The following is a 14,912-nucleotide window of genomic DNA, read 5'->3' as shown; positions in this document are numbered from 1 at the left end:
GGACTCGTGCCGACGCCGCCGCGCTTCACACGCGTCGCCATTCGGTCTTTCCGCCCGGTTTGTCTTCGAGCACGACCCCGGCATCGAGCAATGCCGCCCGGATCCGGTCTGCTTCGGCATAGTTCTTCGCACGCTTGGCCTGCGCGCGGGCTTCGATTTGCTCGTCGATCTGCGCGGCATTGAGCAACGCAAGCCCCTGCGCAGCGGGTACGCGCCCCTGTAGATACTCGCGCGGATCGCGCCCGAGCATGCCCAGTACGCCGGCCAGCCCCTTGAGCTGGCGCGCCAGCGCGGGATCGCCGGTACGGTTCAAGTCCGTAACCAGGTCGAACAATGTTGCGAACGCAACCGGTGTGTTGAAATCGTCGTTCATCGCGGCGCGGAATGCCGCCGCATGACGCTCGCTCCAGTCCAGCGCGCGATCGTCCGGCGCGACATCCTTGAGCGCAGTATAGAGTCGTGTGAGCGCCGCGCGCGCGTCGTCCAGGTGCGGATCACTATAATTCAGCGGCGAGCGATAATGCGCACGCAGAATCAGCATTCGGATCACTTCGCCGTCATAGCGCTGCAACACGTCGCGCAGCGTGAAAAAGTTGCCAAGCGATTTTGACATCTTCTCGTTGTCGACGTTGACGAACCCGTTGTGCAACCAGTAGTTGACGAAAGGCCGGCCAGTTGCGCCCTCGCTCTGCGCGATCTCATTCTCGTGGTGAGGAAATTGCAGGTCCTGTCCGCCGCCGTGGATGTCGAATCGCTCGCCGAGCAACGCGCAACTCATTGCCGAGCACTCAATGTGCCAGCCCGGTCGCCCACGCCCCCATTTCGAATCCCAGCCGGTGTCGGGCGGCTCGCCGCCCTTTGAGCGCTTCCACAGCACAAAATCGAGCGGATCCTCTTTGGCGTCATTCTGCGCGACGCGCTCGCCCGCGCGCAGGTCCTCGAGCGACTTGCCGGACAACTGGCCGTATGCAGCAAACTTGCGCACCGCATAATTGACGTCGCCATCACGGCCCTGGTACGCATAGCCGTTGCGCTCGAGCGCGTCGATCATGCCCAGCATCTGCGCAATGAATTGCGTGGCGCGCGGCTCATGGTCCGGGCGTTGGATATTCAACGCCGCCTCGTCCTCGTGCATCGCCTCGATGAAGCGCTCGGTCAGCGCGCGGATCGGCTCGCCGTTGTCCACCGCGCGACGAATGATCTTGTCGTCGATGTCGGTGATGTTGCGCACATATGTGACACGATAGCCAAGCGTGCGCAGCCAGCGCTGGATCATGTCGAACACGACCATCAGCCGACCATGGCCGACGTGGCAATAGTCATAGACGGTCATGCCACACACGTACATACGTACTTCGCCCTCGTGCAGGGGAACGAAGATCTCTTTGTTGCGACTGAGCGTGTTGTATAGACGGAGCTGATCCATAGAAAAACGTTGCGTGCGCCGAGCGCTGTCAAACGCAGCCGGCCGCGACACTCACGCGATACGCCACCCGCTTCGCGCGAGGGCGCCGTACGGCCGCACGGCCGCCGACGTGATCCGTTCGGGGAGACGACTGGGTCGGATGCGGCCACAAGTGGCGCGAAGACCGTTGACTGTTCTTCTTTTCAGGAACAGCCGGACGTTTTGTTAGAATGGGCTGAAGTATAACACCGTGAAAAGAGCCTATGAACATGACCCGCGGTCGCATCGCGCTTGCGGCAATGAGCTTCTTGGTTGCCACCGGCGCAGCGCAAGCGCAGGTTTCGCCCGCCGTCGCCGACGGCACGCCCGAAATCGACGCCGCGATCGCGCAGCACGACTGGGCCGGCGCGCTCACGCGGCTCGACGAGCGCGTGCGCTCGCACCCGCGCGATGCACAGGCGCGCTTCAAGCGCGCTAATGTGCTCGCGCAGTTGGGCCGCGACGATGACGCGATGACCGCGTACACGGCGCTCACACAGACCTATCCGGAACTGCCCGAGCCATACAATAACCTTGCCGCGCTGTATGCGAAGCGCGGCAAGCTAGATGAAGCCCGCGTGGTACTCGAGACGGCGCTGCGCGCCAGTCCAGGCTATGCGCTCGCGCAAGCCAACCTGGGCGACCTTTACCTGCAACTGGCGGCGCAGTCGTTCAAGCGCGCCAGCGCACTCGATCCACGTGACACATATTCGGCGCGGCGCAGTCGACAAATCGTGCCACTGGTGAGCCCGCCGACGCGCACTGATGCACGGCCTAGTGCCACCGATGCACCGCATGGCACCACCGACGCACCATCCGGCGGCGGCGGCGCACCGCAGGGCGACGGCGAGGCACCGGCCGGCCGCGCGGTGGCGGTGCCAACCACGCCGCCACCGCAGAACGCGACGCCAAACTTCCCGACGATCGTCCCGGGCACCAGCGCGGCGCCTGCACTCGCGCCCTACATGGCGCCGCAGACGAGACAACCTTGATTCGTCCGCCCCGGCGCGGACGTGTTGCGCTGCACGCGGCGCACGAGGTATTTTTAACCGATGCTCCCACACAGGAACCGAGACATGAAACTGCTGCTATCCGCGCTGCTTGGCGCGGCGCTCATCGCGTCAGCGCCGGTGCATGCGCAATCCAATGCCGGAACGCGCCAGGCGGGCGTCAGCCATCCGAACGTGCTGCTCAAGACGTCGATGGGCGAGATTCGCGTCGAACTGTATCCGGAAAAAGCGCCACGCACGGTCAATAACTTCATCCAGTATGTGGCATCGGGCCAATACAACAACACAATTTTTCATCGCGTCATTCGCGGCTTCATGATTCAGGGTGGCGGCTTCACGCCGGAGATGGAGCAAAAGCCCACGCGGGCGCCGATCCCGCTGGAAAGCCGCAACGGGCTGAACAACACGACCGGTTCGATCGCGATGGCCCGCACCAACGACCCGAACTCGGCGAGCGCCCAGTTCTTTATCAATACGGTGGACAACCCCAATCTCGATTACCCGAATCCTGACGGCCACGGCTACGCGGTATTCGGCAAAGTCATCTCCGGCTTGGACGTCGTCAAGCAGATCGAGGCGACGCCCACCACCACGCGCGGCAGCTTCTCGGACGTGCCGCAAAAGTCCATCGTGATCCAATCGGCCACGGTGGTGTCCAAATAAGAACACCGTTGCAGCAACCGTACTCAACCTTCATTCAACCGACATGAGCAAGGAGCGAACATGGTCGAACTACATACGAATTACGGCGTCATCAAGCTGGAGTTAAACGCCGAAAAGGCGCCCAAGACGGTCGATAACTTCTTGAACTATGTGAAGAAAGGCCACTATGACAACACGGTGTTCCACCGCGTGATCAACGGCTTTATGATCCAGGGAGGCGGGTTCGAGTCCGGCATGAAGCAAAAGCAAACCGATGCGCCGATCGAGAACGAGGCGAACAACGGACTGAAGAACGAGGTCGGCACGATTGCGATGGCACGCACCAACGATCCGCATTCGGCGAGTGCCCAGTTCTTCATCAACGTCAACGACAACGATTTTTTGAATCACAGTGCACCGACGCCGCAAGGCTGGGGCTACACTGTGTTCGGCAAGGTGGTCGAAGGCATGGACGTAGTCGACAAGATCAAGGCGGTACGCACCGGCAAAAGCGGCTTTCATCAGGACGTGCCGCTGGAGGATGTCGTGATCAAGAAGGCTGTCATCGTCTGAGACCGGAACGCGCGCGTTGAATCCCGCTGATAACGGCGCCGCGTCGCGCGCGCTGCTGCTAATAGCCGACCTGCATCTGAGCGAGGCGCTGCCGCGCACCGTGGAGGCGTTCGAGCATTTCATCCGCGTCACCGCACGCGATGCCGATTCGGTATTCATTCTCGGCGACCTGTTCGAGTATTGGATCGGCGACGATATGCTCGCGTCGCCGTTTGCACGACATATCGCCGAGCTGATGCATACGCTGTCCGAATGCGGCATTGCGCTGTACGTGATGCATGGCAACCGCGATTTCCTGCTCGGCCGCCGCTTCATGGCGGCTGCGGGCGCAATGCCACTGCCCGATCCATTCGTCATCACGGCCTTTGGCCAGCGCATCGTACTCACGCATGGCGACGCGCTGTGCACGGCCGATGTCGGCTACCAACGATTTCGCCGCGTCGCGCGCACTGCATTCGCGCAAAGCCTATTTCTCGCGCTGCCGTTGCGCTGGCGGGAAAGGATCGGCGAGCGCATGCGGCGCAAGAGCCTTGCCCGACCGACGCAACCGTCGCCACGGTACGATGTCACACCCGACGCACTCGCGCGCCTGTTTGCCACAACCCATGCCCGCACGATGGTCCATGGCCACACGCATTTGCCCGCTTGCCATCACCAGTATGGCACCGCGCGCTGGGTGCTGCCAGACTGGGAGCTAGACTACGGTGCACCACGTGGCGGCTACCTGAGGATCGACGCAAACGGCATCCGCGCACTGCCGCTCGATGTCTGCGGCAGCCCGACGCGGGCTACTTGTTCTGAATGACCTCGCCGAGCTTACGCAAGTCGGCGATGCTGGTTTGGCATCGATCAAATTGCTCCAGACGCGCGCCCAGGCGCTCGAGCGCTGCCACCAGCTCGTCGATCCGACCCGATTGCTGCGCGACGTGATCGATCAATCCATGAATCGCTAGCGACATCGGGTCGTCAGCGTTCGGCACTAAGCCATACGCAGCAAAGGGTTGCTTCAGCGGCATGTCTTCATGCTTGATGCCTACCCCGTTGACGGGCGTGGCGCCGGGCGACGGCACGTTGGGCACAATCACGCGCGCCGGATTGCCGACCGCCGTCGCCCCGGCGGGCACCGGCTTCACCACCACTGCATTGGATCCGATCTTCGCGTTCGCGCCGACCGTGAAACCGCCGAGCACTTGCGCGTTCGCGCCGACGATCACGCCGGCTTGCAGCGTCGGATGCCGCTTGGCGCCGCGCGACAGCGACGTGCCCCCCAGCGTGACGCCTTGATAAATCGTGCAATCGTCCCCCACTTCGGCCGTTTCGCCAATCACCACCCCCATCCCGTGATCGATAAAGACCCGTCGGCCAATGGTCGCGCCCGGATGAATCTCGATACCGGTAAAAAACCGCCCCAGGTGCGACACGAAGCGCCCAAGCCAGCGCCACCCTGTCCGCCAGCAACGGTGCGCGAGCGCGTGGAACAGCAGTGCATGCAGCCCAGGGTAACAGGTCAGTACCTCCCATGTGCCGCGTGCAGCAGGGTCCTTCTGGCGGATGGCAGCAATGTCTTCGCGAAGTCTGTCAAACATGGCGACTCACAGGGCATAGGCGGGGCATGGTATTGAGATGGGGCACCGGCAGCGCGCCCGATCCGACACGCGGCCACTACCGATCGTCGCCACGCAAGCCGTGCGATTTCAGCAGGATATGCTTGGCGATACCGCGCACGATATTGACTTCCTCGCGCTCCAGGCCGGTTCGCGCAAACAGCCGGCGCAGCCGCGGCATCAGTTTCTTCGGACTGGCGGGATCCAGGAAATCCAGCGCGATCAGCGCATTCTCTAGATGCGCGAACATGCGCTCGATTTCGTCGTGGGATGCCAGCGACGAGGCCACGTCGGCGGATGGCGTCTGCGGCGCGGCGTCCAATAGCGCCAGCCGCAACTCGTAAGCGAGCACTTGGACCGCCTGCGCGAGATTCAGCGAGCTGTAGGCAGGATTGGCCGGGATATGCGCCAGCGCGTTGCAGCGCTCGACGTCGGCATTGGACAGCCCCGTGCGCTCGTTGCCAAACACCAGTGCGATGTCGCCGGCCGCCGCCAAGCCGCGGGCCCGCAACGCGAGCGCACGGGGTGCCAGCGTCGGCGGCCCCCACTCACGCTCGCGCGCAGTCAGCGCCACGGACCAGTGAACACCAGCCAACGCATCGGCCAGCGTGGGCACGACATGGGCGGCCGCCAACACGTCATGCGCGCCGCTGGCCATCGCCTGTGCATCGGGATGGGTGCGTACCGCCTCAAGCCGCGGGGCGACCAGCACCAGCCGGGAGAAACCCATCGTCTTCAACGCGCGGGCCGCCGCGCCAACATTGCCGGGATGGCTTGGCTCGACGAGCACGAAGCGCACCGACGTCAAGCCGCCCGCCAAAGACGTCGAGTCACCGCACAGGGGCGAAGGCGCGCCAGCCGGGGGCGAGCCTGTTGGAGACGAGCCTACCAGGGACGAGTCTACCGGAGACGAGCCTGTCGAGAACGAGCCTGGCGGAGATGAGCCGAGTGGAGTGACACTGTGATTCACGGTTCAGATTCGATGACCAAAGACTTCAATGGTATCGCGAGTGCGGCGGCGCGGAACATGCGCCAACGCGCAGTGGCGCTTGCTGATAAAATAGCGGATTCATTATGCCGCCGCACGACCGACGTGTTGGCGCGCGTCGCTCTTGCTCAATTCGTTCGCTCTGGCCGCGCGGTATCGCGCCGCGGCAGTTGCCCCGTGCCCAAGGAAAAGCCCATGCATCCGATGCTCAACACCGCTGTCAAAGCCGCGCGCCGCGCCGGACAGATCATCAACCGCGCGTCATTGGACGTCGACCTGCTGCAAGTGACCAAGAAGCAGCACAACGATTTCGTCACCGAAGTCGATCAGGCAGCCGAGGCGGCGATCATTGAGATATTGCACACCGCGTACCCCGACCATGGGTTCCTCGCCGAGGAGTCGGGGGCCAACGCCAGCGAATCCGAGTATCTGTGGATCATCGATCCGCTGGATGGCACAACGAACTTCATCCACGGCTTCCCGCAATACTGCGTGTCGATCGCGCTTGCGCATCGTGGCATCGTCACGCAGGCGGTGGTCTACGACCCGACACGCAATGACTTATTCACCGCATCACGTGGCCGTGGTGCGTTTCTCAACGATCGGCGCATCCGCGTGTCACGGCGCGACCGCCTCGCCGATGGGCTGATCGGTACCGGTTTCCCGTTCCGTGATCAGAGCGGCCTGGACGCGTACCTGAAGCTGTTCAGCGAAATGACGCGTGCGTGCGCCGGCCTGCGTCGGCCGGGCGCGGCCGCGCTGGACCTCGCGTATGTGGCCGCCGGCCGCTATGACGGCTTCTTCGAGCAAGGCATTCAACCGTGGGACGTCGCGGCCGGCAGCCTACTCGTCACCGAAGCGGGGGGCCTGGTCGGCAACTACACGGGGGATTCAAACTTCCTGTACCAGCATGAGATCGTCGCCGGCAATCCGAAGCAGTACGCGCAGATGGTGCAGATCTTGAAGCCGTACAGCCGGTTGGGAACGGCGGCCTGAACCGTATACAGGGAACAATCGCGGGCGCGCGTACGCCCGCTGCTTCCGGCGTTCTGCTCTTGGTGCGTTGCGCCAGATCGAAAAAATTCCCGTTCGCGACCCGGCCAACCGTTTCGGATATCGACGACGCGCAGAGCATCCATGCTACATCCTTGTGATGCTTCCGTAACTCAGCGTCGCACCGTACGCGCCGCAGCCCCTAAGCCATGACGATTCGCCGACACTCGCTTGCCGACGCAACGCAGTCCACTAGTCCTCCACCCTGCGTCGCTCAACCCTCAACTCAGGCGCCAGGGCACACCACGGCTAATCGCGCGCCCCTGCCCAATCCGGCGCTTCGCGATATCGGCTCGATAGCGCCCTCTTCGTCCCGCGTGGCGAACACCGCCAGCTGCCCTAAGCCAGGCATGCTGGATGATGCAGCAAAGAAGCTGGCGAGCGAACTGTCGCCATGCTTAACTGTACTGCGAGACATAGAACGGTTACGCAAAGAGCAGCGAGATGCTGCACGCGTGTTCCCGCCCGTCCACGTGCCGACAAACGATCTTTTTGCCATGAAGACAGCGGTCAGCCGTGCTGAAGAATCGATACACGCGTTCATCAAGCTTTGCGCCAACCCGTCCAATGCGAAAGCGCTGAAAGCGCTGCAACTGAAGGATATGACCAACGCCGCGCATGCCTATCTGACGCTGACCCAGGCCGCGATAGCATCGCTTCAGGACGAAGTCGGGATCTCGCGCCCAAGTCTAGAAAGGCACTTGCCCATGAGCGGTCTATTTCCCACTCAGGAAATCCCGGCCGCAGACAAAAACCTAAAAGCGCAGATCAGCGCGCTGCGGACACGAAAACAAAGCCTGATCGAAGCGCAACGTCTACTTAGCGAGCTGCCGCCAACATTTTGGAAAGCAATGGCTGGGCAAGCCATGGCAAGCGCCGACCCGTTTCGTCTGCCCTTCGCCGCCACCCCGTTGTACATGGGCAAAAACGAGATGATCCGCCGCGCAGCGGAGGAAATCGACCAGGCATCCATTCAAATTTGGACGAAATCGTTTTCCCTCAGTTCGTCCACGCCACCCGGGGCGCTCGATGGTCACTGGCAACTGCCCAGTTTTTCGTTATCCGAAACGTCGCATGCCGAGCACCAACCCGCTGCCTCCGCCGAAGTACCATCGCCATACAGCAACATCCGGTTGCCCACGCCCTTACGGCCTAAGCTACACATGTGGCTCGCCGACAACTCGGCGTGCGTGAAGGAGCTGACACTTGCATTGGACGACATCGCTCAATCTGCCCTACCTCAGCGTACGAACCCACGTCCCCTGCTAGGGATGCAGCGCGGGCAAGCCAATCGTGAACTGTCAATGAGACGCTATCGCAACGCCCGCCTTGGCACGATACGGCACAACGCGCTGATGGTGACCCGGTACTGGCACGCCTATCATCTCGGCGCGCGAGACGACACACAGATGACATCAAACGGATATGGCGGACTTTCGCTCGAGACATGGAGCGCCGGCTACGCGGCGCTGCTCTGTGCGATGATGGACTCGCTATGGAAAAACCCGCTGCACCCGCCGCTGTTGGGTCCCGCCTCCGAACAGCAGTTTGCCCTGCGACTGATCGAGGAAACCAAGGTGGCGTTGGCGCTATTGGAGCATGTCGCTGCCAACCGGGATAAAAAGAACGACAAGCCAGGCCAGGATACCGAATTTTGCACGGCAATGCTCGACGGCATCGCCACCCACACGCATGCTGTCAGCCAAAAGCTGCAAGCATGGATCGCAGAACAGCAAATCTTTTCGCGGCCCGGCCAGTCGGCGCGTCGTGTCAGCACGGCCCGAAGCAGCGTCGGCAAACGCGACGAGGAAGCTGAAACCGCGATGCTCAGGCAGTGGCTGCAACCTTTCAAAGACGTGTACTTTGCCGATCGCTCCGTGCAGGATATCGAGGCTGGGATCCAGGCGGTACTCAAAACCATCGTGTACGCGCAAGATGCCGGATCGGCCGATCACGACTGGCTGGAGAATAGCCAACTGGAGCGAAGCAAGCAGTCTGCGCAAACGTCCAGGTCCAAAGGCAAGAAGAAAAAAGCGCGTAAAGCCAAGGCCACACGCATGGACACCGCCACTACAACGCCCACCCCAGCTGAGCGGCAACGCGCCGAATTCGACGCATTCAAAAAACAGCTTCCCGATGACATTCCGGCCGACGCACGAAAACAAATCGATCAACATCGCGAAGGCATGGAGGGCTTGATAGATGAAATCCGTCACGCCTTTGCGACAATAACGACTGCCGATACGGCCCTTGGCTCACGCGAGACAACCGATCAGTACATGGCACAGCTTCGCCTGGCGCAACAGCAATGCACTGGCATGACCACGGTGGCTCGCGCACGCAGGCAGAACTTCGAGCAGAAAGAAGCCGAACTCGAATCGCTGGACCTGGACGATGAGGCCAAACAAACGTTGCGTCAACGGCTCAGTCATCTACTCACGGTCATGGATACCGATATTCGGCAGCTGGAGCACATCAGCAACGAGATCGACTCACTCTTCAAGCAAGCGCACGCCATCGAATGCCTACTCGCACCTTCGTTCAGTGCATTCAAGGCTCTTTGGGACGCAGGCGGGATAACGGTGACGGGCGGGCACAATTGGACAAAAGTCGCGAAGAACACCGTGCACGAAAACGCTATGTTGGAATATGAGCTTAGCCTGTCGCCGGAATTAACCAACGAGTTGAATCAACGGCTGGACTCACTCACCCAAACGCCAAAATGGGTGCTTCATCTGCATGCACCGACGCCAGATAAGGCTAGAGTGCGCGCCGGTCATTTTAAAACCTGGCAAGAACGCACTGACGGCAAACCCGAACACCGCGGCATTGTCCCGCCCGACATACTGCACGCGCTCATGGCCCAGTTGGACAAAGCAGTCCAAAAAACGGGCCGGAACGAACCCGGCCGGGCCGCTCAACGCCATGCCGCTGCGCAGCCGTCCTCGGATCGTGCTCGACGCCGGCCTCGTCGTGCGGCAGTGAGCCGGCGCGGCTAGAAAATTACGACGCGATGCACAGCATGCGCGGCCACGCGTATGGCGCCTATCCAGGCTCGCCTCGTTCATGGCTATCGTCGATATCATGAGCGAGAACGGGTTGATCCAAGGATTTCGGGCGGTCCCGCCTGGCGCCTATTGCACTCACACGCGTACATTGCCCACACGGATTAGGGCTTTGTCGTCCCTAACCGGCGGAATACACGTAAACTAGCGTCTTCAAGGTCGCATCGACACGGCAGGGAACCGCCGCACGGTCGATATTCTAAAATTTGACAGACTGCTTGCATGACTGATGGAAAACGTGCCCGTTGGTGAACACACGCGGAACCACCCCGAATCGCCCGGGAGCCAATCCAACATGGACTTGAGCAAAGGCCAAACGCCGAAACCGGTTGCCCTCGCGGAAATCGGCAGCCACACGCCAATGATGCGCCAGTACCTCAGCATCAAGGCCGAGCACCCCGGCACGCTCGTACTGTACCGCATGGGCGACTTCTATGAGTTGTTCTATGAGGACGCGGAAAAAGCGGCACGACTGCTCGATTTGACGCTCACGCAGCGCGGCGCGTCGGCAGGCAATCCGATCAAGATGGCCGGGGTGCCGCACCACTCGCTCGAGCAGTACCTGGCCAAGCTCGTAAAGCTCGGCGAATCCGTGGCTATCTGCGAGCAGATTGGCGATCCGGCCACCTCCAAGGGCCCGGTTGAGCGCAAGGTCGTACGCATCGTCACACCCGGCACGCTGACCGACGCGGCGCTGCTCGCCGATAAAAGTGACGCGTACCTGCTCGCCCTGGCGCCCGCGCACAACCGTCGCGGCACGTTAACCGGGGTTGGGCTCGCGTGGTTGAATCTGGCAAGTGGCGCGCTACGGCTGACCGAAGTCGGCGCAGACCAAGTGGCGGCTGCGATCGAGCGCATCCGGCCGGCCGAGACGCTGGTGAGCGACAGCGCCGCGCAAGCACTCGTGCTGCCCGCAAGCGTCGGCACGCTGACACGCGTTCCTGGATGGCACTTCGATCCCGGCTCCGGCGTGCAACGTCTATGTGAACAGTTGGCGGTCGCCAGTCTCGACGGCTTCGGCGCGCAAACGCTGGGCGCCGCATGCGGCGCGGCCGGCGCGTTACTGCTATACGCGGCACAGACACAGGGACAGCAGTTGCGGCACATCCGCTCGCTGAAGGTCGAGCACGAATCCGAGTACATCGGGCTCGATCCGGCCACGCGGCGTAACCTCGAGTTGACCGAAACGCTGCGCGGCACAGATTCCCCGACACTGTTCTCGCTGCTAGACGCATGCTGCACGTCGATGGGCAGCCGCCTGCTGCGCCACTGGCTGCATCATGCGCCGCGCAATCCGGCTGTCGCGCGTGCCCGCCAGCAAGCGATTGGCGCGTTGCTCGACGCTGCGCCAGGCAACGACCTGGACGCGCTTCGCCACGCGTTGCGGCAGATCGCCGACGTCGAGCGCATCACGGGCCGACTCGCCTTGCTCAGTGCACGGCCTCGCGATTTGGCCAGCCTGCGCGACACGTTCGGCAAGCTGCCTGAATTGCGCGAGCAGGTCGCGCCGCTCATCGCGCACTCGGCGTCGTTGCAGCAGCTCAATGCATCGCTGCACGCACCGCCTGACTGCACCGACCTGCTGCAGCGGGCGATCGCGGCCGAGCCTGCCGCGATGGTGCGCGACGGCGGCGTCATTGCCCGCGGCTACGATGCGGAATTGGACGAGTTGCGTGACATCTCGGAGAACTGCGGACAGTTCCTCGTCGATCTAGAAAGCCGCGAACGCGCCCGCACCGGCATCGCGAATCTACGTGTCGAATACAACAAGGTCCATGGCTTCTATATCGAGGTCACGCGCGGGCAGATCGACAAGGTGCCGGACGACTACCGGCGGCGCCAGACCTTGAAGAACGCGGAGCGCTATATCACGCCGGAGCTTAAGGCGTTCGAAGACAAAGCCCTATCGGCGCAAGAGCGCGCGCTCGCGCGCGAACGCGCGTTGTACGACGCATTGTTGCAAGCGTTGTTACCCCACATCGGCGATTGTCAGCGCGTGGCGTGCGCGCTGGCCGAGCTTGACGTGCTTGCCTCGCTCGCCGACCGGGCCCGTGCACTGGACTGGGTCGCGCCATCGTTCGACGAACAGGCGGGTATTGAGATCGAGCAAGGACGGCATCCGGTCGTCCAGGCCCAGGTCGAGCAGTTCATCGCGAACGATTGCCGGCTCGGCGCGGAACGCAAGCTGCTATTGATCACCGGACCAAATATGGGCGGCAAGTCGACGTTCATGCGGCAAACGGCGCTGATTACGCTGATGGCATACATCGGCAGCTATGTGCCAGCAAAGCGAGCCTGTTTCGGTCCCGTGGACCGGATTTTCACGCGAATCGGCGCCGCCGACGACCTCGCGGGCGGCCGTTCGACGTTCATGGTCGAGATGACCGAAGCCGCCGCGATTCTGAACGATGCGACGCCACACAGCCTTGTGTTGATGGACGAAATCGGTCGCGGTACCTCGACCTTCGATGGGCTCGCGCTCGCATGGGCCATCGCGCGCCACTTAATCTCGCACAACCAGAGCTATACGCTTTTCGCCACGCACTACTTCGAGCTTACGCAGTTGCCGGCGCAATGCCCGACGGCGGCCAACGTGCACCTGTCCGCGGTCGAGCATGACCATGGGATCGTGTTTCTGCACGCGGTCAACGAAGGTCCGGCGAACCAAAGTTACGGATTACAGGTCGCACAACTGGCCGGCGTCCCGCAATCGGTGATTCGCGCAGCCCGCCGTCACCTATCGCTACTCGAGCAGCAAACGGCTGGCCAGCCGGCGCCGCAGCTCGATTTGTTTACCTCAGCGTCGCTCGCGGTTGATGAAGCGGCCGAGCCGCACTGCGAGCCACCGGCAGGCGAGACGGACCTCGCCACGCCGCAGGCACAGCCTACCGCCCCCCACGCTGCAGTCGAGCGGTTGCGCGACATCAACCCAGATGCGCTGCGCCCACGTGATGCACTCGAATTGCTGTATGAGTTGCACGATCTCGTCGAGCGCGGGGATCGTGAGTCCCGCTGAGCGGTCACCGCGCCTGCCATCCCATTACGCGCGAAAGCGCTGCACGGCGGTGACGTGCACGCTTGCATTCGCGCTAGTCGCGCTGCTTGCTGTGTGTGGACTGGGCGCACAGGCGGCGCCCGGTGCGCCCGTGATCGACAGCGTGCGCTTTGCTGTGATCGCGGGTCTGCCGCTGTCGCTGTCGAGCGACACGGCCACACGGGCGCTACTCGACAGGCTACGGCGCACCCCGAAGCTGCAATTCGCGGTATGGGACGGCGCGCTGCGCCGGCCGGATGAGCCGTGCGTCGATGCGCTGTTCACCGCGCGCCGCACGCTGCTCGATACGTCCGCGGTGCCCCTCGTCGTCATACCGGGCCGCCACGACTGGGAGGACTGCGATAGCAGGCCTGCCGGGGGCTTTGATCCGGTCGAGCGACTCGACTTCGTGCGTCAAACGTTCTTCGACCAGCCGTACTCGCTCGGCAGCAGGGCGATGCCCATTGTGCGGCAAAGCGACCTGCCGCGCTTCCGACAATATCACGAGAACCTGCGCTGGGAAACCGGTGGTATCGCCTTCGTGACACTGAACGTGCCGGACGGCAACAATCATTATTCGAATGCCGGCGGACGCAACGGCGAGTTCGAGGATCGGGCAGTCGCCAATGCGTTCTGGCTACGGCACGCTGGGGAATATGCCAAGCGCCGCAAGCTCAAGGCGATCAGCATATTAATCGACGCCGATCCCCACTTTGAGCGCTATGAGCAACGTGGGCACTTGACTTGGCTAAGATGGGGTCGCAGCCTGCCGCGCGATGGGTACATCGAGTTCAAACGGACGCTGGTCGAGCTGTCGCGCAGCTTCAGCGGCACGGTCATACTGATCCACGGCGCGAGCCATGACACGCTGCCGCGCGTGCGAATCGACCAACCATTGCACGATAACCACGGCGAGCGTGTCAAAAACTTCACCCGAATCGCGATCGCGCGAGCCGGCTCTGATCCACAGTGGCTCGATATCCGGGCCGAACCGGCACATTGGCCGGTGTTCCACGTCAGCGAACGTGCATGGCCCAATGCAGCTCGGTTCGCGGCCATACCGTCCGCGTCTGGCCCGCCGGGCACGGCATCGTCACCCGGCGACGTTGGCGCCACCGCGGCAGCGCAGCCGCCGGGCGCTGTGACCGCCGCATCCGAGCGAGGGCCGGACGCGACGCCGGCCAACGGACTGTGGCTGCCGGGCGGAACCACAACGCCAGCTAACGGGCTATGGATGCCAGGCGGAGCCACGACACAACCCACCGAGCGTCGGCCGGCCCCTACCCAGCGCGCACCGGCTCCGCGTGATCCGGCCGTGCCAACCTCCAGTGCGGCGCCAGCCGGCCTATCGAATGACGACATATCGGGCGATATGCCCGCTGCCCGGCTCCACACCGAGCCTTGACATCCTCCCCGCCTAAAGTTCTGAGCTTTACCCACAACGGCGTTAAGGCCGCGGGACAGGGCAAGGCGCTTTAAGCGGGCGTCTTCCGCCAAGG

At 62.8% G+C, this 14,912-nt stretch carries 11 protein-coding genes; 8 read left to right on the top strand and 3 right to left on the bottom strand.

What is annotated here, in order from left to right:
• Nucleotides 1-25 precede the first annotated feature (25 nt).
• Complete coding sequence (gene cysS, locus IHE30_RS05250; protein WP_337689358.1) at nt 26-1,426, bottom strand: cysteine--tRNA ligase; 1,401 nt, start codon at nt 1,424-1,426, stop codon at nt 26-28.
• 242 nt (nt 1,427-1,668) lie between these two features.
• Between cysS and IHE30_RS05245 the strand changes: the two genes are divergently transcribed.
• The 4 genes from IHE30_RS05245 to IHE30_RS05230 all read left to right on the top strand — a co-directional run bounded on the left by IHE30_RS05245 (nt 1,669) and on the right by IHE30_RS05230 (nt 4,474).
• A complete protein-coding gene (locus tag IHE30_RS05245; protein ID WP_337689357.1) occupies nt 1,669-2,436 on the top strand; it encodes a tetratricopeptide repeat protein in 768 nt (255 codons plus the stop codon).
• A gap of 84 nt (nt 2,437-2,520) precedes the next feature.
• Nucleotides 2,521-3,117: a peptidylprolyl isomerase gene (locus IHE30_RS05240; protein WP_337689356.1), complete on the top strand. Its 597-nt coding sequence runs from the start codon at nt 2,521-2,523 to the stop codon at nt 3,115-3,117.
• Between the two features lie 60 nt (nt 3,118-3,177).
• Complete coding sequence (locus IHE30_RS05235; RefSeq protein WP_337689355.1) at nt 3,178-3,669, top strand: peptidylprolyl isomerase; 492 nt, start codon at nt 3,178-3,180, stop codon at nt 3,667-3,669.
• A gap of 16 nt (nt 3,670-3,685) precedes the next feature.
• Nucleotides 3,686-4,474 carry a UDP-2,3-diacylglucosamine diphosphatase gene (locus IHE30_RS05230; RefSeq protein WP_337689354.1) on the top strand — a complete coding sequence of 263 codons (789 nt, stop codon included), beginning with the start codon at nt 3,686-3,688 and terminating at the stop codon, nt 4,472-4,474.
• Here the strand turns inward: IHE30_RS05230 and cysE are convergent.
• Both cysE and IHE30_RS05220 read right to left on the bottom strand, forming a co-directional pair.
• A complete protein-coding gene (cysE, locus tag IHE30_RS05225; protein ID WP_337689353.1) occupies nt 4,458-5,255 on the bottom strand; it encodes a serine O-acetyltransferase in 798 nt (265 codons plus the stop codon). The genes IHE30_RS05230 and cysE overlap by 17 nt on opposite strands.
• Before the next feature lie 76 nt (nt 5,256-5,331).
• A complete protein-coding gene (locus IHE30_RS05220; RefSeq protein WP_337689406.1) occupies nt 5,332-6,114 on the bottom strand; it encodes an RNA methyltransferase in 783 nt (260 codons plus the stop codon).
• Between the two features lie 342 nt (nt 6,115-6,456).
• On the opposite strand from IHE30_RS05220, the gene IHE30_RS05215 reads away from it, so the two are divergent.
• The 4 genes from IHE30_RS05215 (at nt 6,457) to IHE30_RS05200 (ending at nt 14,818) form a co-directional block, all read left to right on the top strand.
• A complete protein-coding gene (locus IHE30_RS05215; protein ID WP_337689352.1) occupies nt 6,457-7,257 on the top strand; it encodes an inositol monophosphatase family protein in 801 nt (266 codons plus the stop codon).
• Between the two features lie 554 nt (nt 7,258-7,811).
• Nucleotides 7,812-10,313 carry a hypothetical protein gene (locus IHE30_RS05210; RefSeq protein ID WP_337689351.1) on the top strand — a complete coding sequence of 834 codons (2,502 nt, stop codon included), beginning with the start codon at nt 7,812-7,814 and terminating at the stop codon, nt 10,311-10,313.
• 361 nt (nt 10,314-10,674) lie between these two features.
• Complete coding sequence (mutS, locus tag IHE30_RS05205; protein WP_337689350.1) at nt 10,675-13,395, top strand: DNA mismatch repair protein MutS; 2,721 nt, start codon at nt 10,675-10,677, stop codon at nt 13,393-13,395.
• Nucleotides 13,349-14,818 carry a hypothetical protein gene (locus IHE30_RS05200; protein ID WP_337689349.1) on the top strand — a complete coding sequence of 490 codons (1,470 nt, stop codon included), beginning with the start codon at nt 13,349-13,351 and terminating at the stop codon, nt 14,816-14,818. Before mutS ends, IHE30_RS05200 begins: the two co-directional genes overlap by 47 nt.
• The last annotated feature ends 94 nt before the right edge of the window (nt 14,819-14,912 follow it).

This window comes from Mycetohabitans sp. B46 (genome assembly GCF_037389205.1).
In the GTDB taxonomy this organism is placed as follows: domain Bacteria; phylum Pseudomonadota; class Gammaproteobacteria; order Burkholderiales; family Burkholderiaceae; genus Mycetohabitans.
This window is presented reverse-complemented; position numbering and strand designations above follow the sequence as displayed.